The sequence below is a fragment of the Arthrobacter sp. LjRoot78 genome (genome assembly GCF_964254335.1).
Lineage (GTDB): Bacteria > Actinomycetota > Actinomycetes > Actinomycetales > Micrococcaceae > Arthrobacter.
In genome coordinates, this window is record NZ_CAXUTG020000001.1 from 2,527,030 (window position 1) to 2,548,948 (window position 21,919).

A 21,919-nucleotide genomic window follows, 5' to 3' on the forward strand; every position below is an offset into this window, starting at 1 on the left:
AGTGTTGCTTCATGACCAACCCCCTCCTGACTCCCAGTCCTTTGCCGTTCGGGCTCCCCCCGTTTGCCGAGATCGACGAGGCCGACTATTCCGAAGCGGTCCGGTCCGGCCTGGCGGAACACCTGGCTGAAATTCAGGCCATTGTGGACAACACCGAACCTGCCGCCTTCGAAAACACTGTCCTGGCGATGGAACGCTCCGGGCAGCTCCTCCAGCGCGCCGCCGCTTCGTTTTTCACCCTGGTCTCGGCGGATGCCTCGGACGGCATCCGCGCCCTTGAGACCGAGCTGTCCCCGGAGTTTTCCGCCCATCAGGATGCCGTTTACATGAACCGGCGGCTCTTCGACCGGTTCGCCGCCGTGGACACTGCCGGGCTCGATGACGAGTCAGCCAGGCTCGTGCAGGAGTACCTCAAGGAGTTCCGCCAGTCCGGCATCCAGCTCGATGATTCCGGCCAGGACCGGCTCAGGGCGGTGAACGCGGAGCTGTCCCGGCTGGGCACCGAATTCGGGCAGCGCGTCAAGGAAGCCATGAAGACTTCGGCCCTGCTGCTCGACGATGCCGCAGAGCTGGCCGGGCTGCCGGCCGACGACGTCGCCAGCGCCGCCGAGGCAGCACGCGAGGCCGGGCACGACGGGAAATACCTGCTCACGCTCATCCAGCCAAGCAATCAGCCGGCCATGGCATCCCTGGAAAACCGCGACGTCCGGCGCCGCCTCTACCAGGCGTCGATCAGCCGCGGAAGCAGCGGCGGCAGCCTCGACGTCCTGGATCTGGTGAAGGCCATGGTTGCCCTCCGCGCCGAGAAGGCGCGGCTACTGGGGTTCACCAACTATGCCGAGCTCACCGTGGACCGGCAGACGGCCCCCGATTTCGCAGCTGTACAGCACATGATGAACCGTCTGGCGCCCGCCGCGGTACGGAATGCCGACGCCGAGGCGGCCGCCCTTGCAGAGGTTGCAGGCCATCCTCTCGAGGCCTGGGACTGGGCATACTATTCCGCGAAAGTGCGGCGGGAACGTTACAGCGTGGACGAGCAGGCCCTACGTCCGTACTTCGAACTGGACCGGGTCCTTCGCGACGGTGTCTTCTTCGCCGCGACGTCCCTCTACGGTGTCACCTTCCACGAACTGCCCGACCTCAAGGGCTACCACCCCGACGTCCGGGTCTGGGAGGTCCGCAACGAGGACGGCTCCGAACTGGGCCTGTTCCTGGGCGACTACTATGCACGCGAGTCCAAACGCGGCGGTGCCTGGATGAACTCGCTGGTGGATCAGTCCGCACTGCTGGGTACGAAGCCGGTGGTGATCAACAACCTGAACATTTCCAAGCCTCCGGCGGGCGAGCCCACGCTCCTGACCCTGGACGAACTCCGGACCGCGTTCCACGAATTCGGCCATGCCCTGCATGGACTGTTTTCCAACGTGACCTTCCCCCGGTTCTCCGGTACCGCCGTTCCACGCGATTTTGTGGAATACCCCTCGCAGGTCAACGAAATGTGGATCATGTGGCCTGAGGTGCTGGCCAATTATGCCCGCCATCACGTGACCGGCGAGCCCCTTGCCCAGGACATCGTGGACAAGCTCAACGAATCACAGCTATGGGGCGAAGGGTTCGGCACCACGGAGTACCTGGGCGCGGCGCTCCTGGACCTCGCCTGGCATGTGCTGGACGACTCCGGGGTCCCGGCGGATGTCCTGGCGTTCGAAGCCAAGGCTCTCGCGGCGGCGGGGGTGGCCCACAACCTGATTCCGCCGCGGTACCGGACCGGCTATTTCCAACACATCTTCGCCGGCGACGGCTACGCCGCAGGCTATTACTCCTACATCTGGAGCGAAGTCCTGGATGCGGACACTGTGGAGTGGTTCAAGGAAAACGGCGGACTCAGCCGGACCAACGGCGACTTCTTCCGCAACGAACTCCTCTCCCGCGGCAACAGCCGCGAACCGCTGGACTCGTTCCGCTCCTTCCGCGGCCGCGACGCGAGGCTGGAGCCGCTGCTGAAGCGTCGCGGGCTTGAGTAATTCCCCTCCCCTCCCCAACTGACTCGCACTTAACGTCGTGAAAAGCGCGTTTCGGGACGTTAAGTGCGAGTCAGTTGGGTTAACAAACGACGCCGGGCGGTCACCAACAAGGTGACCGCCCGGCGTCGTACTGCTTGTGAAGCTGTTACCAGCCGCGCTCGGCGAGGCGGTGCGGCTGCGGGATCTCGTCCACGTTGATGCCCACCATGGCTTCGCCCAGGCCGCGGGAGGCCTTGGCGATGACGTCGGGGTCATCGAAGAAGGTGGTGGCCTTCACGACGGCGGCGGCACGCTGGGCCGGGTTGCCGGACTTGAAGATGCCGGAGCCGACGAACACGCCGTCAGCGCCGAGCTGCATCATCATCGCGGCGTCGGCCGGGGTGGCGATGCCGCCCGCGGTGAAGAGCACAACGGGGAGCTTGCCGGCGGCGGCGACTTCCTTGACCAGTTCGTACGGGGCCTGCAGTTCCTTGGCCGCGACGTAAAGCTCGTCCTCGGGCAGGGCCGCGAGCTTGGCGATTTCGGAACGGATCTGGCGCATGTGGCCGGTGGCGTTGGAGACGTCGCCGGTGCCGGCCTCGCCCTTGGACCGGATCATGGCCGCGCCCTCGTTGATGCGGCGCAGGGCCTCACCGAGGTTGGTGGCGCCACAGACGAAGGGAACCTTGAAGTTCCACTTGTCGATGTGGTTGACGTAGTCGGCCGGGGTCAGGACCTCGGACTCGTCGATGTAGTCCACGCCGAGGGACTGCAGGACCTGGGCTTCGACGAAGTGGCCGATCCGGGCCTTGGCCATGACCGGCACGGACACGGCTTCGATGATCTTGTCGATCATGTCCGGATCGGACATGCGGGACACGCCGCCTTGGGCGCGGATATCTGCCGGAACGCGTTCCAGCGCCATCACGGCCACGGCACCGGCGTCTTCGGCGATGCGGGCCTGTTCGACGTTGACGACGTCCATGATGACGCCGCCCTTGAGCATCTCGGCCATGCCGCGCTTGACGCGGTTGCTGCCCGTGACGCTGTTGGCGGACGAGCCGGCTTCGCTGCTTACATCAGGTGTAGACACAAAAACCCCTATGGGTAGCTAGATGTTACGTAGATCCGGTCTCTCGGTCCCGGCGCAGGCGGCAGCACGGACGGGAAGCCCACGCCGCGCGCACACCGGATTACCGGATCCAATGACCAGGTACAGCTAATACTAGTCCCACGCTGCGACGCTGCTGAATTCGGGTTACCCCGGCAGTCCCGTCTCTTCCAGCGACTGCCGGTGCACGGTGGCGATCCGCTGGACGACGGTCACCAGGCTGGCGGCAGCCAGGAGGGTCAGCGTCACCAGCAGGACCACACTGGGGAGCCCGAGCCCGGTGAATCCGGTGACCACCAGAACAGAAACCAGCCGCTCTGCGCGCTCGGCAATGCCCACGTTTGCGTGGAAGCCGAGAGCCTCGGCCTTGGCCCGCGCATAGGAGACCACCATGCCAAGCACCAGGCACACGACGGCGGCGATGGCGATCGCGCGGTCCGCGCCTCCCGTGAAGTACCAGATGGCAAGTCCGGCAAACAGGGCGCCGTCAGCTACCCGGTCCAGGGTGGAATCCAGGAAGTTGCCCCAGCGCCCGCCCCGCTCCTGCATGCGTGCCATGATGCCGTCAAGGACGTCGGAGAAAATGAAGGCCGTAATGAAGAGCGTCCCCCACCACAGCTGACCCAGCGGGTAGAACACCAGTGCGCCCACCACCACGCCTGCCGTTCCCACGATGGTGATGGCATCCGGCGAAACACCGATCTTCAGGAGCCAGCGGGCCAGCGGGGAGAACAGTGCGGTGAAAAACCCGCGGGCATGCCGGTTAAGCATGCTCGTCCTCCGGCCAGGCCTCGGCGACCTGCTGGCGGACTTCGCCGAGCGTCTGCGTGATTGCTTTTGTCTGGGCGATGATGGGGAAAAAGTTGCCGTCCCCGCCCCAGCGCGGAACGACGTGCTGGTGCAGGTGGCCGGCGATCCCGGCCCCGCCCACCACGCCCTGGTTCATCCCGAGGTTGAAGCCCCCGGGGTTGGACACCTTGCGCAGGACCCGCATGGAGGTCTGGGTCAGCGCTGCGAATTCCGCGGTTTCCTCCACGGTCAGGTCCGTGTAATCGGGAACGTGCCGGTAAGGGCAGATCAGCAGGTGGCCCGGGTTGTAGGGAAAAAGGTTCAGGACCACGTATGCGGTGCGCCCGCGGTAGACAATCAGGGAGTCTTCGTCGCTGCGGGCAGGGGCCACGCAGAACGGGCAGTCATCCTCGTTCTTGAACTGGTGCTGCCCGCCCTTGATGTAGGCCATGCGGTGCGGGGTCCACAGGCGCTGGAAAGCGTCCGGAACTCCGGCCAGACCGAATTCATCGGTCACGTCGCCGTCGCCCGGATGTCCTCCGCCAGCGCCTGTGTTCTCCTGCACGTCGCCTGCCATTCCGCTTCCGCTAGCTGGTCCGGTTGCGGACGGCGTCGACAATCCTCTGGACGGCTTCGGCCACCGGCACGCCGTTGTCCTGGCTGCCGTCGCGGAACCGGAAGGAGACTGCCCCGGCCTCGGCGTCCTCGCCGCCGGCAATCAGGACGAACGGAATCTTGTCCTTGCTGGCGGTGCGGATCTTCTTCGGGAACCGGTCGGAGGAGATGTCCACCTCCGCACGGATACCGGCGGCCTTGAGCTGGCCCACGACGTCGAACATGTAGTCGTTGAAGGCCTCTGCCACGGGGACGCCCACCACCTGCACGGGCGCCAGCCATGCCGGGAAGGCGCCGGCATAGTGCTCAGTCAGCACACCCATGAACCGTTCCACGGAGCCGAACAGGGCACGGTGGATCATCACCGGGCGCTGGCGGGTGCCGTCGGCGGCCTGGAATTCGAGTTCGAAGCGCTCGGGCAGGTTGAAGTCCAGCTGGATGGTGGACATTTGCCAGGTGCGGCCGAGGGCGTCCTTCGCCTGGACGGAGATCTTCGGGCCGTAGAACGCGGCTCCGCCCGGATCCGGAATGAGCTCAAGACCCGAGGCTTCAGCAACTTCGGCGAGGGTGCGGGTGGCTTCCTCCCAGGTGACGTCGTCGCCCACGAACTTGTCTTCGTTCTTGGTGGAGAGCTCCAGGTAGAAGTCGTCCAGGCCGTAGTCCTTGAGCAGGCCCAGTACGAAGTTCAGCGTGGTGGTGAGCTCATCCTTCATCTGCTCGCGTGTGCAGTAGATGTGGGCGTCGTCCTGAGTCATGCCGCGCACACGGGTCAGGCCGTGCACCACGCCCGACTTTTCGTAGCGGTACACCGAACCGAATTCGAACAGCCGCAGGGGAAGTTCGCGGTAGGAACGTCCGCGGGAGCGGAAGATCAGGTTGTGCATCGGGCAGTTCATCGGCTTCAGGTAGTAGTCCTGGCCGGGCTTGCGCACGGTGCCGTCCTCATTCAGTTCCGCGTCGATGTGCATCGCCGGGAACATGCCCTCCTTGTACCAGTCCAGGTGGCCCGAGACTTCGTATAGGTGCCCCTTGGTGATGTGCGGGGTGTAGACGAACTCGTACCCTGCATCAACGTGCCGCTGGCGGGAGTAGTCCTCCATGGCCTTGCGGATGATGCCACCCTTGGGGTGGAACACCGGCAGGCCGGAGCCCAGCTCGTCCGGGAAGGAGAACAGGTCCAGCTCGGCACCGAGCTTGCGGTGGTCGCGGCGTTCGGCCTCGGCGATGCGCTCCTGGTAGGCCTTGAGTGCGTCCTTGGTGGGCCAGGCGGTGCCGTAGATGCGCTGCAGCTGCTGGTTGTTCTGGTTGCCCAGCCAGTAGGCGGCCGAGGACCGGGTCAGGGCGAAGGCGTTGGAGATGAGCTTGGTGTTGGGCAGGTGGGGCCCGCGGCACAGGTCGCACCAGACGCTGTCCCCGCTCTTGCGGTCCACGTTGTCGTAGATGGTGATATCGCCGGCGCCGACCTCAACATTCACGCCTTCGCCGGCGTCTGCGGCGTTGTTTTTCTTGCCCAGCAGTTCCAGCTTGTAGGGCTCGTCCTTCATGGCCTCGCGGGCTTCGTCCTCGGAGACGACGCGGCGGACGAACTTCTGGTTCTGGTTGATGATCTTGAGCATCATCTTTTCCAGGGTCTTCAGGTCTTCCGGGGTGAACGGCTCGGCGACGTCGAAGTCGAAGTAGAAGCCGTCAGTGATGTAGGGACCGATACCGAGCTTGGCGTCGGGGCGAAGCTGCTGCACGGCCTGGGCCATCACGTGGGCAGTCGAGTGCCGGAGGACGTTAAGGCCGTCCGGGGAATCGATGGTGACCCCTTCGATGTCCGCGCCCTCGGGGAGCGGCTGGTCGAGGTCCTTCAGTTCGCCGTTTACTCGGGCAACAACGACGTCGCGGCGCTCAAAAAAGAGTTCCGCGCCGGTGGTCCCGGTAGTCACCTTGGTCTCTTCGCCGTCGACGATGAGGGTGATCTGCTGGGCATCTGACACGGGTGTCTCCTATTCAAAGTTAAGGCTTCGTAGCTTGTGGCGTACGGGGACCACAGCCAGCCTCGTCCATGCTATCGGTTGGGAGAGAGGCCGACCAAAGCGGCGCGGCCGGCCAGCGCACCTGACCCATCCGGAGTTGAGGTTCAGCTGCCAAGGCCCGTGATGGCCAGGCTGCGGCTGATTCCGTCCAACGGCCCCCGTAGTTGGAGGTCAGGTTCCCAGGTGTCGGTGGATTGCTTTTCCGGGTACGGCAGGGTCTCGGTGCGGCTGAGGTCCCAGGCCATGGTGGCGCTGATGCTGATCCCGCGGGGGCCGGTCCTGCGGGTGTTGCCACGGATCAGGAGCAGGCGGGTGCCGAACAGCAACGGTCCTGCCAGTTCCTGGGCCTCATGGAAGAATACGGAGTCCACACAGCCGGTTCCGTCGTCGATGCTGATGAACACCACCCGCCGCCCGCCGCGCATCGGCGGTGTCTGCGTGGCAATCCGGACCCCGGCCACCAGCACTTCGGTGCCGTTCCGGAGCCCCAGGAGCTTGTCCGCGGTGGTGACGCCCAGCCGGTCGAGCAGGGGCCGGTGGCTGGCCATCAGGTGTTCGCTGACATCCACCGCCATCAGGTCAAGTTCTGCCCGCACGTTTTCGATCATGCTCGGAGCTGGAAGTTCGGCCTTCAGGTTCTTGAGTTCAACATCACCCAGGGGCAGGGACAGCTGGCCCTCGATCACCTCAATGCCTTTCTTACCGGGGCGGTTCTGGAGGGTCTGGAGGTGCTGGACGAGGTCTGCCCGGTTGGCGGCTCCGCCGGATTCCCGGTGCAGCGCGTCGAATGCTCCGAGCTGGGCAAGCCGCTTGATGCTGGGCTTGCTCAGCCTGGAGCGGGCCCTCAGGTCTGCCAGCGAGTCGTAGGGCTGGCCGGCAACGATCCTTTTGAGTTCGGCCCCGGAAAGCCCGTAGATGCCGTTCAGGCTGAGCCGGATGCCCAGCTTCCCGCGGTCGGGCCCGGATCCGACCCGCTCCACCCGGTACTCTGCCTGGCTCCTGTTGATGTCCAGGGGCAGGATGGGGATCCCCAGCCGCCGAGCTTCGGCCACCAGGAGCCTCTTGGGATACATGCCGGGATCGTGTTCCCATAGCCCGGCGAGGAAAGCTTCCGGGTGGTGGGCCTTCAGCCAGGCCGACTGATAGGTGGGCACGGCGAAGGCTGCTCCGTGTGCCTTGCAGAATCCAAAGCTGCCAAAGGCCTTGAGTGTTCCCCAGACCTTGTCCACGACCTCCGGGGTGTAACCCCGTGCCCGGGCTTCCTTGCGGAAAAATTCCTCCACTTTGGGTTCAAGGAGTTCATTCCCCAGGGCACGCCGGAATTCATCCGCCCGGGCCAGGCCGCACGTGGTCATGACGTCGAACGTCTTCAGGATCTGTTCGTGGAAGACCGTCACGCCGTGGGTTTCCTGGAGCACAGGTTCGAGGTCCGGATGCGGATAGACTTCCGGCGCGAATCCGTGCCGGTGTTCGAGGAAGGGCCGGACCATGTCCGATTTCATGGGCCCCGGGCGGAACAGCGATATGTCGATAATGAGGTCGTTGAATTCCCGCGGTGCCATTTTGCCGATGAGTTCCCGCTGGCCGGGAGATTCGATCTGGAAACAGCCAAGGGTATGCGTGCTCCGGATCAGCTCGTAGGTTGGTTCGTCATCGAGCGGTACGGCGTTGAGGTCGATGTGCCCGTCTGCCGAGATGAAGTCCGGCCCCGTGCCGTCCGGTCCGGGAGGATGTGCACCGGCAGCCACCACCTCTGCCTTTGAGGGGTGCAGCCGGATGACCTCACGGACGGCAAAGGCCATGGCGCTCTGCATTCGGACGCCGAGGACATCCAGTTTGAGCATCCCCATCGGATCCATGTCGTGTTTATCGAACTGGCTCATGGGCAGGCCAAGGCCGCTGGGCTGGACGGGGGTCCGGTCCAGCAGCGTGGCGTCGCCAAGGATTACGCCGCAGGGGTGCATGGAGATGTGCCGTGGCAGGCGGTCGAGCCTCTCTGTCAGGTCAACGAGCAGGTCGAGTTGCTGGTTTTCCGCGAATTCGCGTTGCTCCACCCTTCCTGCGAATTCCTTCAGTTCGGGTTTTTCCACCAGGGCCTCACGGAAGTTCCTTGCCGAGAACCGCCACAGCTGCTTGGCGATCTCGCCGATGTCGCCGTCGTCCATGCCCAGTGCGTGGCCGGCGTCCCGGACGGCACCGCGAGCGCGGTAGCCGTTCTGCATGCTCATGAGCGTGACGCGTTCCGCCCCGAAGCGGTCAAAGATCCGGCGGTACACGTTGTGCCGCTCGGCACTTTCGACGTCGATGTCGATGTCCGGAAGCGTTGCCCTGTCGCGGGAAAGGAACCGCTCGAAAATGAGGTCGTGCTGCAGCGGGTTCACCTGGCTGACATCGATCAGGTAGTTCACCAGGCTGGAGGCCCCGGAGCCCCTCGCCGCGGCCCTGACCCCCATGTCCAGGATCATCCGGGACACCTCGGCCACTGTGAGGAAGTAGGAAGCGAAGCCAAGGTTGGCGATGATCCTCAGTTCGTGCTCCAGCCGTGCCCGCATTTCCGCTTCGGCCCGCCCTGATATCCCCGGGAACCGCCGGCTGATGCCGGCCTCGCAGCGCCTGGTCAGCTCAACCAGCGGATCGCCATCAATGCCGATGACCGAAGCTTCGGGAACCACCGGCTGCTTCCACCCCATGTCCGCGACCGGGTCCATCCGGCAGCGGTCCGCGAGCGCCTCGGTTTGGCCGAGCAATCTGGTGAGGTCGGTGGCGCCGTAGCCCGCGGCATGGATGACCTCCTTGCCGAGTTCGAGCATTTGGGCGGAGGTCTTCAGCCACCCCCGGCCGTTGGGCTGAAGCAACGGCTCCTCAGTCAGTTCGGTCAGGGATTTCAAGGTGCGGGCAGAATCCAGCACATCCGCCGTTGCAGCCCCGTCTTCCGCGCAATACCGCACGGCGTTGGTCAGGACGGCCGGAACCCCGTGCTCGGCAGCAAGCTTGAGCATGCGCACGGCATGGGCAGTGCTCAGCGGCTCCCCGGGAGCGCTGAGGTGGGACACCACTTCTGCTGCCACGGTTCCCTTCGGCATGCTGTCCAGCCATTGTTTGAACAACGTGCGGGGGCGAAGGTACCGGCGGCCGCTCATTGCCCTGCCAACGTCTGAATCCGGCCCCACCAGCACAGTCAGCACCGGTTCCAGTGTTTCCGGGTGCAGCGCCCGGGAAGCGATTTCGGCGCGGGTCACCGCAACGGGCACCACTCCCCCGGCCTTGCCTGACGTACGGGCATGGGCATCTGAAATCAGGCGGCAGAGGGCCCGGTAGCCGGCACCTTTGTTGTGTCCGTGGGCAAGTACAACGACGCGGCCCGCGAGCTGGGTGCGGAGGTCGCCGTCGTCGTCATAGACCGCAAGGTCAACCCCGACGACGGGATCCAGTCCCGCCGCCATGCAGGCTTTGAGGTGTTTGACAGTGCCGTACAGGCCGTTCCTGTCAGTGCAGGCAAGCGCGGTGGCGCCGTCCGCGGCGGCCGCCTGGGCAAGCTCATCCGGCCAGGACACCCCATAGTGGGCGCTGAAGGCGGTGGAAACGTGAAGATGGGTGAAGCTCATGCTGATCGCGGCCTCAGGGCATCGTGGATCTTCAGCAGCCGCCACCGGCCGCTGCCGATGTTCCTGGTCAGGTCGAGGGTGAGGGCTTCATCCGGCGCCGCCTCCTCATCAGCGGGACGGACCTGGACGCGCCAGATCTCGTGGTCCACCAGTCCCGGGCCGGTTCCCAGTGGTGCGCGGGTTTCTTCGGCCCACCACTGCCTGCGCTCAAACCAGCGCACGGGCTCTGCGCAAACCGTGTATTGACGACCGGCCCAGGTGAGCGCCGAGGGCTGGCCGGCGGGCGTGCAGACGACGTCGACACCCTCGCTGAACAAGCCCATCGGCGCCTCCCGGAAGTGCACTCCCCCTGACCGCCACGCGTGGGCGCAACGGCGCAGGGGAAATCTGAAATGATTCGTTCGAAACAATTCTTTCGAATATATCTTCGAATAATCAAGTCTACGCCGGAGCCGGGACAAAACCTATACAGCCCTTCCCGGAGACGGAGCCAGGAGCTGTGCGGGACAGCCGGGCTTCAGCGCCGCCAGCAGTACGGGGTGGTTGTTGACACCCGGAGAAACCCGTAGCGCTCCAGGATCGGCCGCGAGTATCCGGTCGAATCACTGTGGATGAGTTTCTTGCCCAGCTTCACTGCGGACTGAGCGCGGGCCGCGGTGACTGCACGGTATATCCCTTGGCCGCGCCACTCTTACCGCGTTGCCCGCCCCAGATTCCCGCAAAGTCGGCACCCGGCGCCGACTCCAGGCGGCCCGCGCTCACGATCGACCCCTGGTGTTCGGCAACCCTAAGCTCCATCCCGTCGCCGTGCGCCATGCGACGCAGGAGCGCTTCGGCGTTCTCGTCCGAACCCTTGCCATGGAGCCCGGGTGCATAGTCATCACCACGGGTTTTCCACTCCACCCGCACAACTGCCGGATCCCCGCGGAAGTACGGTGATCCGAGCGCCCCGATGCCGCAAACATTCGAATGTATCTTCTAATGATTCACGTCTGCGCCGGAGCCCTGACAAAACCTGAATCAGGGGTGGACGGACGCGGGCGAGGGGGGGCAGGATTGAGCCATGAGCTCCCATGACGCACTCCTGAAGCACGTAGCCATCGCCGCCAAGGATTCCACCTTGGTGGCGACTTTTGATATAGACGGCAATATCCCCGGGGCGGGCGCCTATGTCGTTGGCCTCGTCGCAGCCACACCGGATCATTCCCATCAACGAAGAATGGGGATCGAGTTCATGAACGGCGAAGCTGTGTCCTTCTACTGCTTCAGCCACGACGGCACCGAGGAGAATTTCGACCTCAGCGGCGTTTCGCATTCCGGCAGCACCATTACCGGCAACTTTCCCATGAGCACGGTCCTGGGGCTGGAGAAGGGTCACCTGATGACAGCCTTCAGCGACGCCGACGGCCGGGAATACCAGGCGAACGTTCCCGTGGAGGAATCGCTCTGACGGAGGAATCGCTCTGAGCCGCTAGCTGCGCTTTGAACCGCTAGCTGCTGGCGTTGTGCACTTTCATCTCAAGCTCGGTGAAAGCCGTGATCATCGCACGGTACGTCTTCTCCACAATGTCCGGATCGATGTCTTTTTTCTCGGCGGCGGCACGGACATGTTCGATGACTTTCTCCACGCGGCCCGGAGCCCTGACCTCGGCGTCATCACCCTTCAACGTTCCGGAAATCCGGATCAGACGTTCACGGCGGGCAATCAGGGTGACAATCTGCTCATCAACTTCATCGACGGCCACGCGGACAGCTGCGAGCTGCTCCCTGTCGGCCTGGGCGTCTTTGTCGTGTCCGTGATTTGTGGGCATGTGCATGACAGTATCTAAGAATGCAGCCTCGAGTCGACTTCATTTCATTAGGCGTCCGCAGTGTCGAGGCCTCCCGCGCCTTCTACGTGGACGGCCTGGGCTGGCCGGTCCACCGGGAAGTCCCCGGCGAGGTGGTCTTCATCCAGGCCAACCACGGCCTCATTCTTTCCCTCTGGGACGCAGGCCAGATGCAGGCCGAGGCGTCAGTGGGCAGCCCCGCCGGGGTCCCCTGCGTCACGCTGAGCCACAACGTGGGGAGCGCGGCGGACGTTGACCTGGTCGTGGCGGAAGCAGAGGGGGCCGGCGCCACCGTGGTGGCGCCGCCGAAAACCCAGCCATGGGGCGGCTACACGGGGTACTTCGCCGATCCCGACGGCTTCCGCTGGGAAATCGCCTTCAATCCCACGTGGGCCGTCGACGCCGGCGGCAACGTCACAGTCTAGAGTCACCGGTCCGGAGGCCGGCTAGAACAGGCTGCCCACCGGCTGGATGAGCTCGGGCGAGTCATTTTTTACATTCCCGACGGCGGTGCCCACGGCATCAATGGTCCAGCCTTCGGCGACGTCGTGCGCACCCGCACGAACCAGATCCACCAGGCCGGCAGCGTCATCCGCCTGCGGATCCAGCCACGCCTGCATGGTCTCGCGGTTCATGGGCAGCGGCACCCTGTCGTGCAGTGCGGTGAGTTCGGCGAGCATTCCGCCGCCATAGCCCTCGGGCGGCGAGTCCGTAGTCATGATTGAGGTGGACAGCATCCACCGGTGCGGGTCGCCCTCGGGCTTGGACGGGTCCTTCCACCATTCGTAGAGTCCTGCGAACACCAGGGGCCGGCCGTCCTTCGGGTGCACATAGTAGGGCTGCTTGCCGCGCCCTTCACCCTTCCATTCGTAATAGCCGTCGGCCGGCACCGCGCAGCGCCGGGACCGGGTCGCTTTGCGGAAGGCCGGCTTCTCGAGGACGCTTTCGCTTCGCGCATTGATCATCTTCGAGCCGATGGAAGGGTCCTTGGCCCAGGACGGCACGAGCCCCCACCGGGCCACATGGAGCTGCCGGACCGGACTGCCGTCCACCAGCCGTGCCAGCACGATGGGCACATCGGCGGTCGGAGCAACATTCCACGACGGCGGAACCACCAGTTCCTCTTCCAGTTCGGCGTCAAACTCTGCCAGCAGGTCCCCGACAGCCCTGGCCATCACATAGCGTCCACACATGGCACCAGCATGCCACCGCCCCGATGCAGTGTCACCCGGCGTAACCCGAGGGGGCAGGGACAGGGGTGCGGTGCCCCGGCGCCCGGGGAATACCGGCCGACGGGTTACCGTTGAGTGGAAAGACAGCTGCTTTGATAACGACGAGCACTAACGATACTGAGGAGAACTCTGTGGATTTCACTCCCGAATCCGGCACCATCACCATGTTTTCGACTACCTGGTGCGGTTACTGCAACCGTCTGAAGAAGCAGCTGGACGCCCAGGGCATCGGCTACACCGAGATCAACATCGAAGAAGTCGAAGGGACAGCCGACCTCGTGGAGCAGCTCAACGGAGGCAACCGCACGGTACCCACCGTCCTCTTCCCGGACGGTACCGCTGCCACCAACCCGTCGGCAGCCGAAGTGAAGAGCCGGCTCGCCGCCTAGCCCGCTCGCAGGCTGGCGAAATCCGCGTAGTCCAGCTGCGCATACCCGGCATAGGTGTTGATGACCGCAGTTTCGATGGCGGCCACGTCCAGCCCGGGGACGAGGTCGTCAACGGCACCGGCAGTGGCCGGGTCCCAGTCAAGCCCGAGGGCCGCGTAGCTGGCTTCGAGGACCTTGCGGATCGGCGCGGAATTCTCCACCACGATCACCGAGCTGAACAGCCAGCCACCCGACACCACCCGCTGGGCGGTGCCGATCAGTTTGACCCGGTGCAGAGGATCTGCCGGGTCCAGGCCGTGGACGCTGAACTCCCCGGGGCAGTACTCCCCCGGGATTTCGCCGACGGCGGCCTGGACTCCGGCGTTCCGCAGCGCGTCGGCCAGCATCCCGCCGAAAAAGGCAAAGCGCCCCTTGGCGCCGGCGATGGCATCGGCATGGGGCTCCACATGGTCCACGATCAGCGTTCCCTCGTGATACGCCGCAGCCCGGCCGCCGGCCTTCCGGACCAGCGGCTCAAATCCGAGCTCCCGGCACGCCTGCGCTGCCGCCTCAAAGCCGGGAAGGTGCGCGTCGCGCTGGCCAAAGGCGACCGTCGGAGCCGGGCGGTACAGCCTGAGCGTCGGGCCGATCCGCCCGGTCTTGGCCATGCCCAGCAGCTCAATGCCGAATTCCAGGTCACGGGCCGCGCCCAGCGACTGCTCCTGCCGGACAATGGTCAGCGTGGCGGGTGCGCCGGCCGTATGCTGCATCTTGCTAAGCTCCCTTATGGTCATTCTGCAATTCCTGGTCGTCGCCGCCGCCTTCGCCGTCATTGACGCCATCTGGCTCAAGACGATGAACCCCTTTTACCGCGGACAGATTGGTGAACTGCTGGCCGACCGGCCCAATCTAGGGTACGCGGTGGTCTTCTACGTGATCTACATTGCCGGCATTGTGTTCTTCGCCCTGCGACCCGCGCTCGACGGCGGCAGCTGGCTTAGCGCGGTGGGCTACGGTGCCGCCCTGGGCGCCTTCGCCTACGCCACTTACGACCTCACCAATGCCGCGACGCTGAAGACCTGGCCGCTGCAGCTGATCATCGTGGACATCCTCTGGGGCGCAGCGCTGACTGCCCTTGCCACCCTGGCCGGCTGGCTGGTGTTCCACAGGAACTAGCGGCCGCAGGAGCCAGGTTCCGCGGAAGACTACGTCTTGCGGAGCGTCAGGATCTGCTCTGCCCGGCCGAAGGGCCCGTCCAGGTCGTGGAGCACCGTGGACGTCAGTCCGATGCCGTCGGCTCCGAAGGAGACGGCGTTGTCGAGGCCCAGCCAGTCGCCGGCGGGTTTCCGGTACATGTGGATCTGCAAGTCCAGGTTGGGGAAGGCGTAGCTGTCCTTCCCCGGAGGTACCCGCGCCGCTATTCCGTTGGCGGTGTCCACCAGGCCCATGAGCCGCGCCAGGTCGCCACTGTCGGCCTTGTCCGTCAGCGGGTGCGCGGTTCGGATCCAGACTGTCCCGGAGCCCGGGCGGTGTCCGTCGGCAACACGCATTTCCAGGGACCGGATGTAGCCTCCCGGCCAGACGCTCGCGGCGTCGTACGGAGAGCACTTTTCCGGTCCGGGAATGCAGGCATCTTCGACGGCGGCGACCGCCGAAGTGTCGGACGTGATCATCCGCCACGCGGTGAGACGGATGGCCACGCGCCCCCCAGCCACGAGTTCGGCCTGCAGCAGTTCGATGGTGCGGCCCGGGCGGAGGGTGGTGGTGACGACCTCAAACTCGCCGCCGGGGATCAGTCCCAGGATCTCGTAGCTCAGGCGCGCCATCCTGACGTCGTCCCGCGGGGCATGCCGCTCCAGGCAGTCCGCCATGATCCCGGATGCGGGCGCCATGTGCTGCTCATGCTCGTTCCAGGCACCCTGGGCGTGGATCGTGGAACGGAACTGTCCGCCGCCCAATGACTCGTAGTAGAACTCCCCCTCGGCGAGTTCCGGAAGTGCTGCAGTCAACGTCGACCCTTTCGCATGGCTGGTGATGATCCCAGAACACACTATCGCTAGACGGCTCACAGCTTGCCTTTGTCACAGCTTCCTCATAACAAGGCCTCATGGCCGGCATAAGTCCGGAGCCTAGAAATAAAGGCATGACTCCTCTCACGAACGAAAAACGCAAAGGCGGCCGCATCCGGCGCGCCGTCGTCGCCGGGGCCGTCGCCCTCACCCTTTCCGCCGGCGGAGCCACCGCCTGGGCGCTGGACCGCTTTGTAGTCCAGCACGTGGAAATCTCGGACGTCTCCGCCTACCAGGCAAGCCAGAGCAGTACCGCGGCCGACACCACGACCGAATCCACCGCCGAATCCAGCGGCACCACCGCCGCGGTCACCACCGACACGTCCTATGTTTCCGGCAGATCCAACATCAACATCTCCACGGTGACCACCGGCAGCGGCGACAGCACCGTCACGTACTACGTTGCCGACGTCGTACTGGACGACGCCACCACCCTCCAGTCGGCGTTCGCCAACGACAGCTTCGGCGAAAACATCACCGACACCACGTCCGCCATCGCCGAGGCCAACAACGCCGTGTTTGCCATCAACGGCGACTACTACGGCTTCCGCGACACCGGCATCGTGATCCGCAACGGCGTGGTGTTCCGCGACGAGGGCGCCCGGCAGGGCCTGGCCTTCTACCGGGACGGCACCGTCAAGGTCTACGACGAGACCGCCACCACCGCTGAGCAACTGCTGGCCGACGGGGTCTGGAACACCCTCTCCTTCGGCCCGTCCCTGTTGAACGACGGCGAGGTCGCCACGGGCATCGAGGACATGGAAGTGGACACCAACTTCGGCAACCACTCCATCCAGGGCGAACAGCCCCGCACCGCCGTCGGCATCATCGACGAAAACCACCTCGTCTTCGTCGTGGTGGACGGCCGGAGCCCCGGCTACAGCGCCGGCGTGACCATGACCGGGCTGGCGGAAATCATGCAGGGCCTCGGCGCCACCACCGCGTACAACATCGACGGCGGCGGGTCCTCCACCATGTACTTCAACGGGGAACTGGTCAACAACCCCCTGGGCGAGAACAAAGAACGCGGCACCTCCGACATCCTCTACATCGCGCAGTAGGAGGCCGACGTGATCATCCTGATCCCGGCTTACGAGCCTGACCGGCAGCTGCCCGACCTGATCCGCTCCATCCGAGACGCGGAACCATGGGCCACGGTGGTGGTGGTTGATGACGGCAGCGGTCCCGCTTACCGGGACGTGTTCGACGGCGTCAAGGCACTCGGGTGCCACGTCGTCGGCTACGCCACCAACCGGGGAAAGGGCTTCGCGCTTAAGACCGGCTTCGGTTTCATCGCCGACCACCTCCCGGGCCGCAACGTGGTCTGCGCCGACAGCGACGGCCAGCACACCATCGTGGACATCCTCAAGGTGGCTGCCGCGGTGAAACCCGGCTCACCGGCCATGGTCCTGGGCACTCGAAGCTTCACAGGCAACGTCCCGGCCCGCAGCAGGTTCGGCAACAACGCCACCCGGCTGCTGTTCACCCTCGCCACCGGCCAAAGGATTTCCGACACCCAGACGGGCCTCCGCGGCTACCCCGCCTCCATGCTCCCCTGGCTCCGGTCCGTCCACGGCGAGCGCTACGAGTACGAGCTGAACCTGCTGCTGGAAGCCAAACAGGCCGGGTACGCGATCAACAGCGTCGACATCGCGACCGTGTACCTGGACCACAACGCGGGTTCGCACTTCAGGCCGGTGGCGGACTCCGCCCGGATCTATGCCCCGCTGCTGAAGTTCCTGGCGTCCTCCTTCACTGCGTTCCTGGTGGACACCCTGATGTTCCTCCTCCTCACCGCGGCCACCGACTCCCTGCTCCTTGCGGTGGTTGGCGCCCGGGCCGTAAGTTCGGCCGTCAACTTCGCCGTCAACCGGCGGTTGGTGTTCCGGCGCGGCCGCGAGAAGCCCGCCGCCCGGACCGGCGTCCGCTACTTCGCCCTGGTCGCGGTGCTGCTGGCCGCCAACTTCGGGTTGATCGCCGCCTTTGAAGCGCTGTCCCTGGCCATGCTTCCCGCCAAAATCCTTGCCGAAATCGCCCTGCTGGCCACCAGCTACGCGGTGCAGCAGCGGTTCCTCTTTGCCGGGAAGAATGCCGGGAAGGTCAACGGCAAAGCCGCGGCGGAAACAGCAGATGAACTCCCGGCAAACACTCATATTCCGGCCTAGGTTCCGTCACAGCACCTGCACAGTTTGGCCGTGGATCGTGAAAACCAGTCCACCAATCAGATTCCGGAGAATCCCATGACACCCCTCGTCCTCATCGCCGCCGACCTGGCCGCCATCAGCATCCTGACCTTCGCCCTGTATCTCCGCCGGCACCGGCGCCGCGACCTGGTGGTGTCCTACCTCGGCATGAACGTCGGCGTCATGGCAGTTGCGGCCGCACTCTCCGGCTCGGCCGCCGGCGTGGGCCTGGGCCTCGGCCTCTTCGGTGTCCTGTCCATCATCCGGCTTCGCTCCACCGAACTGGCGCAGCACGAGGTGGCCTACTATTTCTCAGCACTGGCCCTGGGCCTGATCGCCGGCCTCGGCATCGACCCCGTGTGGCTGCCACTGGCGCTGATGGCCATGATCCTGCTGGTGATGTTCGTGGGAGACCATTCCCGCGTCCTGCCCGCGTACCGCCACCAGACAGTGATCCTGGACCGCGCCATCGCCGTTGACGAGGAACTCTACGCCCGGCTCGAAGAAGTGGTCCACGGCAAGGTCCACTCGGCCACCGTGCAGGAGCTGGACCTCGTCAACGACAAGACGGTTGTTGATGTTCGCTACGCCTACGTCCCTGCAACCATTCCGGCTGCAACCTTCCCGGCCGCAACCTTCACCGCAGCGTACCCGGAGGCCATTCCCGGAACTGTCCCGCCGCTGTCCGACCCCGTCTCCGCTCCGGCTTCCGCTCCCGTCCATGCCTCGGCCGGTGCGGCATGACCGCCCCGGCGCAGGCCGGCGTCCTGGACTCCCTCCGCCTGCTCCCGTCTATCGGGCTGGACCAGCTGAACGCGGAGGCCGCACTGCAGACCCGCGTGGACCGGAAGTACGTGGTCCCCGAGGCACAGGCACAGGAGCTGCTGACCGCATTCGACGCCGATGTCCGGGTCCTTGAGATGGACGGCTGCCGCTGCTTCGCGTACGACTCCGTCTATTTCGACTCGGCCGGGCTGGACAGTTACCTCCTGGCCGCCTACGGCCGCCGACGCCGCTACAAGGTCCGCACCAGGACCTATGTGGACAGCGCCACCAGCTTCCTGGAAGTCAAGACGGAAGGCGCCCGCGAGGCCACCGTCAAGGAACGTATCCCCTACGAACTCACCGACCGCGCCCGGCTGACGGCAGAGGGCCTGGACTACGTCCGCGAGACCCTCACCGCCGCGGTGGGCTACGTTCCGGACAGCCCCCTGGGCCCGGTGCTGGAAACGCGCTACCACCGCACCACCCTGTACCTGCCGGACTCCGGCAGCCGGGCAACCATCGACACGGACGTCACCTGGCAGCGGCCCGGGGAACAGGCCTGGGTCCTGGATGGCGTCGTGATTTTGGAGACCAAGTCCGGGTCGACGGCGGGTCCGCTGGACCGGCACCTCTGGGCCCACGGCGTCCGGCCCTCCAGGATCTCCAAATTCGCCACAGGAATGGCGGCCCTCTGCCCCGAGCTGCCGGCCAACCGCTGGAACCGCACGCTACGCCGGACTCTGGCCCTCCGCCCCGCCGCCTGAACCCTTCCCGGGCAGGCTTCCCCCGCCGACCTCCCCCGCTTCACGCACATACTTCACCGAAGGAACACACACCATGAAAAGCTTCCGCACTTACCTCTCCGTCACCGCACTGGCCCTTGCCGTGGGCTTGGCTGGCTGCTCCGCGGCCGGCACCACCTCCACCGGAACCTCGATCACCGGCGCCACTTCCAACTCAACAACGTCAGGGTCGTCCGGAACGGCCGAGGCCGTCTCCCTGGATACCCTCTCGGCGGACACCCACTACGACGCCGACGACCTCACTTGGGACGCCGCGTCCGAAGTCGCCGTGACCCTGGCGGACGGCGCCAGCGCTGTTACATCAGATTCGTCCTCCGCGGTAAAGGTCGACGGCGATACTGTCACCATCAGCGCTGCCGGAACCTACCGCCTGAGCGGTTCGCTGACGGACGGGCAGGTGGTGGTTGCCGCCGGTGAAGAGGACGTAGTGCGCATCATCCTGGACGGCGCGGACGTGACCAGCTCCACCGGATCCCCGTTTGTGGTGCAAAGCGCCAACGAAGCAATCGTCTTCCTGGCAGAGGGCACCTCCAACGCCCTGGCCGACGCCGCCAGCTACACCGACCAGGGCGACGATGCACCCAACGCCGCGCTGTACTCCATGGCCGACCTCACCATCGCCGGCAGCGGCTCACTGACCGTGGACGGCAACTACAACGACGGCATCTCCGCCAAGGACGGCCTGGTGCTGGCCGCGGGCAATGTTACCGTGGACGCCAAGGACGACGGGATCGTGGGCAAGGACTACGCGGTCCTCCTCGACGGCGCCTACCAGGTCACAGCCGGCGACGACGGCTTCAAGTCGGACAACGAAGAGGACGAAGGCCGCGGCTGGGTCCTCATCAACGGTGGAACCCTCAACGTCAGCGCCGGCGACGACGGCATCAAGGCCTTCAACACGCTCTCCATCGCCGCCGGCACCGCCACGGTGAAAGAGTCCGAAGAAGGCCTGGAAGCCCAGCACATCGTGATCTCGGGCGGTACCGCCAGCGTCACCTCCAACGACGACGGCGTCAACGCTTCCGGGGGCAGCACGGGCACCACCTCGCAGGGCGGAATGGGCGGCGGCATGGGTGGCGGCGGCGGAGAAATGGCCGCAGGAGACTACACCGTGGAAATCAGCGGCGGCTCACTCACCATCAATTCGCAGGGTGACGGCCTGGACTCCAACGGCAGCGCCACCATCACCGGCGGCACGGTAGTGGTCAACGGCCCCACCAACGATGGCAACGGCGCACTGGACGTCAACGGCGAACTCGTGGTCAACGGCGGAACGGTGGCGGCCGCGGGAAGCTCCGGCATGGCTGTCACCCCGGGGACGTCCTCGGCGCAGTCCGGCGTCCAACTGACCTTCGGTTCGGCCCTTCCGGCCGGCACCACCATCCAACTGGCGGACGCCAGCGGCGCAGTCGTGGGGACGTTCGTGACCTCCAAGCAGGCAGCTTCGCTGGTCTACTCCTCCGCAGCCATCACGGCCGGCGAGGAATACACGGTGTACACCGGCGGGACCGCCAAGGTCACCGCCGGCCTCGGAGAAGGAACACTTGACGGTGCACAGGAGCAAGGCACCGTCACCGCCGGCGAATACACCGCCGCACGCGGTCCCGGCGGCCGCTAGGGGCAATACGCAGGCGGGGGACGACGGCGCGGCCGCGTCCCCCGCCGTCATGCCTGGCCGCTTTCGCCCGCCGCCCTTCCGTGCCGTCCTTCCGCGCGGGCCTTCTGTGCTCGGCACCATGTACGGACTAGACTCAGGAGTCGGTTCTCCTTACTACGCTCGGAAGAGGTATTCCCCTGATACGAGTCATCAGCTACAACCTTCGCAAGCACGCGGCGGTCGGTGAACTGCAGGATCTGGCCAGCGACTTCGGGATAGATGCCTTGTGCCTGCAGGAGTGCGACACCACGGATCTGCCGGACACACTGGGGCCGCTTCACCTGGCCGATTCAACCAAGGGCAACAGGCTGGGGCTCGCCATCTACTACCGGATGGACCGCTTCACAGCCTTTGAAACCAACACTTTCGCGTTGAAGAAGTCATTGCACGACCGCGTCCTGGCCCCGGCCCATGAGCGTCTGATCGGCACCCGGGTGGTGGACAACGAAACAGACCATGAGCTGGTGATCGCCTCGTTCCACGCGGCGCCCCTGACGGCCTCCAATTCTCTGCGCCGCAAGCAGATCAAGGCGGCCCACGCGGAGCTCCTCGGGATGGGCAGCGGGCTGATGACGCTCATGGTGGGTGACTTCAACTACCCGTTCTTCACCAAAAATCTCAACGAACACATGAAGAACTCCGGGTACGAGCTCTCCCTCAGCGACCGGCGGACTTATACGAGGTACAAGGTCTTCAAGGGGCATTTCGACTTTGCCACTTCCCTCGGCCTGGACATCGAAAGCGTGGAAACCCTGCCACGCGGCGCCTCGGACCACCTTCCCATCTTGGTCTCGGCCGAATACGGCCAGGATTACGGCCCCATCCAGGGCACGCCGTAACCTGACGCCGACCACCAGCCCGGGAGGCCC

21 protein-coding genes are annotated in these 21,919 nt (G+C 65.3%); 11 read left to right on the forward strand and 10 right to left on the reverse strand.

The genetic code is table 11. From position 1 onward, the window contains the following. Positions 1 to 11: 11 nt before the first annotated feature. Positions 12 to 2,024, forward strand: coding sequence for a M3 family metallopeptidase (locus ACSQ1X_RS11700; protein ID WP_436057792.1), 2,013 nt, complete (start codon positions 12 to 14; stop codon positions 2,022 to 2,024). 145 nt (positions 2,025 to 2,169) lie between these two features. On the opposite strand, the gene pdxS is transcribed toward ACSQ1X_RS11700, so the two are convergent. The 6 genes from pdxS to ACSQ1X_RS11730 all read right to left on the reverse strand — a co-directional run bounded on the left by pdxS (position 2,170) and on the right by ACSQ1X_RS11730 (position 10,467). Then, entirely contained in the window at positions 2,170 to 3,096 is a 927-nt protein-coding gene (gene pdxS, locus ACSQ1X_RS11705; protein ID WP_011692158.1) for a pyridoxal 5'-phosphate synthase lyase subunit PdxS, read from the reverse strand. Positions 3,097 to 3,261: 165 nt separating this feature from the next. Next, positions 3,262 to 3,885 (reverse strand): phosphatidylinositol phosphate synthase, encoded by a 624-nt coding sequence (gene pgsA, locus ACSQ1X_RS11710; protein WP_055803353.1) that lies wholly within the window; start codon positions 3,883 to 3,885, stop codon positions 3,262 to 3,264. Beyond that, the gene (locus ACSQ1X_RS11715) at positions 3,878 to 4,468 is read right to left on the reverse strand and encodes an HIT family protein (RefSeq protein WP_055803721.1); all 591 of its coding nucleotides are present in this window, start codon (positions 4,466 to 4,468) and stop codon (positions 3,878 to 3,880) included. Before ACSQ1X_RS11715 ends, pgsA begins: the two co-directional genes overlap by 8 nt. 22 nt (positions 4,469 to 4,490) lie before the next feature. Further along, positions 4,491 to 6,500 carry a threonine--tRNA ligase gene (gene thrS, locus ACSQ1X_RS11720; RefSeq protein ID WP_436057793.1) on the reverse strand — a complete coding sequence of 670 codons (2,010 nt, stop codon included), beginning with the start codon at positions 6,498 to 6,500 and terminating at the stop codon, positions 4,491 to 4,493. Positions 6,501 to 6,643: 143 nt separating this feature from the next. Beyond that, complete coding sequence (locus ACSQ1X_RS11725) at positions 6,644 to 10,144, reverse strand: DNA polymerase III subunit alpha (protein WP_436057794.1); 3,501 nt, start codon at positions 10,142 to 10,144, stop codon at positions 6,644 to 6,646. Continuing rightward, entirely contained in the window at positions 10,141 to 10,467 is a 327-nt protein-coding gene (locus tag ACSQ1X_RS11730; RefSeq protein ID WP_436057795.1) for a DUF6504 family protein, read from the reverse strand. Before ACSQ1X_RS11730 ends, ACSQ1X_RS11725 begins: the two co-directional genes overlap by 4 nt. A 740-nt stretch (positions 10,468 to 11,207) precedes the next feature. Between ACSQ1X_RS11730 and ACSQ1X_RS11735 the strand changes: the two genes are divergently transcribed. Next, positions 11,208 to 11,594 carry a hypothetical protein gene (locus ACSQ1X_RS11735; protein ID WP_055803370.1) on the forward strand — a complete coding sequence of 129 codons (387 nt, stop codon included), beginning with the start codon at positions 11,208 to 11,210 and terminating at the stop codon, positions 11,592 to 11,594. A gap of 40 nt (positions 11,595 to 11,634) precedes the next feature. Here the strand turns inward: ACSQ1X_RS11735 and ACSQ1X_RS11740 are convergent, their stop codons facing one another. Then, the gene (locus ACSQ1X_RS11740; RefSeq protein WP_055803374.1) at positions 11,635 to 11,961 is read right to left on the reverse strand and encodes a chorismate mutase; all 327 of its coding nucleotides are present in this window, start codon (positions 11,959 to 11,961) and stop codon (positions 11,635 to 11,637) included. A gap of 14 nt (positions 11,962 to 11,975) precedes the next feature. Here ACSQ1X_RS11740 and ACSQ1X_RS11745 point away from each other — a divergent pair, with 14 nt between their 5' ends. Next, entirely contained in the window at positions 11,976 to 12,398 is a 423-nt protein-coding gene (locus ACSQ1X_RS11745) for a VOC family protein (protein WP_436057796.1), read from the forward strand. 21 nt (positions 12,399 to 12,419) lie between these two features. On the opposite strand, the gene ACSQ1X_RS11750 is transcribed toward ACSQ1X_RS11745, so the two are convergent. Next, complete coding sequence (locus ACSQ1X_RS11750) at positions 12,420 to 13,166, reverse strand: SOS response-associated peptidase (protein ID WP_436057797.1); 747 nt, start codon at positions 13,164 to 13,166, stop codon at positions 12,420 to 12,422. A gap of 170 nt (positions 13,167 to 13,336) precedes the next feature. Here ACSQ1X_RS11750 and ACSQ1X_RS11755 point away from each other — a divergent pair, with 170 nt between their 5' ends. Next, a complete protein-coding gene (locus ACSQ1X_RS11755; RefSeq protein WP_011692168.1) occupies positions 13,337 to 13,594 on the forward strand; it encodes a mycoredoxin in 258 nt (85 codons plus the stop codon). On the opposite strand, the gene ACSQ1X_RS11760 is transcribed toward ACSQ1X_RS11755, so the two are convergent. Further along, positions 13,591 to 14,343 carry a lipoate--protein ligase family protein gene (locus tag ACSQ1X_RS11760; RefSeq protein WP_055803383.1) on the reverse strand — a complete coding sequence of 251 codons (753 nt, stop codon included), beginning with the start codon at positions 14,341 to 14,343 and terminating at the stop codon, positions 13,591 to 13,593. The genes ACSQ1X_RS11755 and ACSQ1X_RS11760 overlap by 4 nt on opposite strands. A 16-nt stretch (positions 14,344 to 14,359) precedes the next feature. On the opposite strand from ACSQ1X_RS11760, the gene ACSQ1X_RS11765 reads away from it, so the two are divergent. Continuing rightward, complete coding sequence (locus ACSQ1X_RS11765; protein WP_436057798.1) at positions 14,360 to 14,749, forward strand: DUF2177 family protein; 390 nt, start codon at positions 14,360 to 14,362, stop codon at positions 14,747 to 14,749. 29 nt (positions 14,750 to 14,778) lie between these two features. Here ACSQ1X_RS11765 and ACSQ1X_RS11770 read toward each other — a convergent pair whose 3' ends face one another. Continuing rightward, on the reverse strand, positions 14,779 to 15,582 hold the full coding sequence (locus ACSQ1X_RS11770; RefSeq protein ID WP_436057799.1) for a thioesterase family protein: 804 nt from the start codon (positions 15,580 to 15,582) through the stop codon (positions 14,779 to 14,781). A 134-nt stretch (positions 15,583 to 15,716) separates the two neighbouring features. Between ACSQ1X_RS11770 and ACSQ1X_RS11775 the strand changes: the two genes are divergently transcribed. The 6 genes from ACSQ1X_RS11775 (at position 15,717) to ACSQ1X_RS11800 (ending at position 21,889) form a co-directional block, all read left to right on the forward strand. After that, positions 15,717 to 16,703, forward strand: coding sequence for a phosphodiester glycosidase family protein (locus ACSQ1X_RS11775; RefSeq protein ID WP_436057800.1), 987 nt, complete (start codon positions 15,717 to 15,719; stop codon positions 16,701 to 16,703). 9 nt (positions 16,704 to 16,712) lie between these two features. Next, positions 16,713 to 17,807 (forward strand): GtrA family protein, encoded by a 1,095-nt coding sequence (locus ACSQ1X_RS11780; RefSeq protein WP_436057801.1) that lies wholly within the window; start codon positions 16,713 to 16,715, stop codon positions 17,805 to 17,807. Positions 17,808 to 17,882: 75 nt separating this feature from the next. After that, positions 17,883 to 18,569 (forward strand): DUF4956 domain-containing protein, encoded by a 687-nt coding sequence (locus ACSQ1X_RS11785; protein WP_436057802.1) that lies wholly within the window; start codon positions 17,883 to 17,885, stop codon positions 18,567 to 18,569. Beyond that, positions 18,566 to 19,354 carry a polyphosphate polymerase domain-containing protein gene (locus tag ACSQ1X_RS11790; protein ID WP_436057803.1) on the forward strand — a complete coding sequence of 263 codons (789 nt, stop codon included), beginning with the start codon at positions 18,566 to 18,568 and terminating at the stop codon, positions 19,352 to 19,354. Before ACSQ1X_RS11785 ends, ACSQ1X_RS11790 begins: the two co-directional genes overlap by 4 nt. 73 nt (positions 19,355 to 19,427) lie before the next feature. Next, a complete protein-coding gene (locus ACSQ1X_RS11795; protein WP_436057804.1) occupies positions 19,428 to 21,011 on the forward strand; it encodes a carbohydrate-binding domain-containing protein in 1,584 nt (527 codons plus the stop codon). Between the two features lie 179 nt (positions 21,012 to 21,190). Beyond that, entirely contained in the window at positions 21,191 to 21,889 is a 699-nt protein-coding gene (locus ACSQ1X_RS11800; RefSeq protein ID WP_055803404.1) for an endonuclease/exonuclease/phosphatase family protein, read from the forward strand. The last annotated feature ends 30 nt before the right edge of the window (positions 21,890 to 21,919 follow it).

What these genes read in the sequence shown, in the direction of transcription:
- ACSQ1X_RS11700 (WP_436057792.1), top strand. Translation starts at nt 12, where the DNA reads ATGACCAACCCCCTCCTGACTCCCAGTCCTTTGCCGTTCGGGCTCCCC.
- pgsA (WP_055803353.1), bottom strand. Translation starts at nt 3,885, where the DNA reads ATGCTTAACCGGCATGCCCGCGGGTTTTTCACCGCACTGTTCTCCCCG.
- ACSQ1X_RS11725 (WP_436057794.1), bottom strand. Translation starts at nt 10,144, where the DNA reads ATGAGCTTCACCCATCTTCACGTTTCCACCGCCTTCAGCGCCCACTAT.
- ACSQ1X_RS11730 (WP_436057795.1), bottom strand. Translation starts at nt 10,467, where the DNA reads ATGGGCTTGTTCAGCGAGGGTGTCGACGTCGTCTGCACGCCCGCCGGC.
- ACSQ1X_RS11735 (WP_055803370.1), top strand. Translation starts at nt 11,208, where the DNA reads ATGAGCTCCCATGACGCACTCCTGAAGCACGTAGCCATCGCCGCCAAG.
- ACSQ1X_RS11740 (WP_055803374.1), bottom strand. Translation starts at nt 11,961, where the DNA reads ATGCACATGCCCACAAATCACGGACACGACAAAGACGCCCAGGCCGAC.
- ACSQ1X_RS11745 (WP_436057796.1), top strand. Translation starts at nt 11,976, where the DNA reads ATGCAGCCTCGAGTCGACTTCATTTCATTAGGCGTCCGCAGTGTCGAG.
- ACSQ1X_RS11750 (WP_436057797.1), bottom strand. Translation starts at nt 13,166, where the DNA reads ATGTGTGGACGCTATGTGATGGCCAGGGCTGTCGGGGACCTGCTGGCA.
- ACSQ1X_RS11760 (WP_055803383.1), bottom strand. Translation starts at nt 14,343, where the DNA reads ATGCAGCATACGGCCGGCGCACCCGCCACGCTGACCATTGTCCGGCAG.
- ACSQ1X_RS11765 (WP_436057798.1), top strand. Translation starts at nt 14,360, where the DNA reads ATGGTCATTCTGCAATTCCTGGTCGTCGCCGCCGCCTTCGCCGTCATT.
- ACSQ1X_RS11775 (WP_436057800.1), top strand. Translation starts at nt 15,717, where the DNA reads ATGACTCCTCTCACGAACGAAAAACGCAAAGGCGGCCGCATCCGGCGC.
- ACSQ1X_RS11785 (WP_436057802.1), top strand. Translation starts at nt 17,883, where the DNA reads ATGACACCCCTCGTCCTCATCGCCGCCGACCTGGCCGCCATCAGCATC.
- ACSQ1X_RS11790 (WP_436057803.1), top strand. Translation starts at nt 18,566, where the DNA reads ATGACCGCCCCGGCGCAGGCCGGCGTCCTGGACTCCCTCCGCCTGCTC.
- ACSQ1X_RS11795 (WP_436057804.1), top strand. Translation starts at nt 19,428, where the DNA reads ATGAAAAGCTTCCGCACTTACCTCTCCGTCACCGCACTGGCCCTTGCC.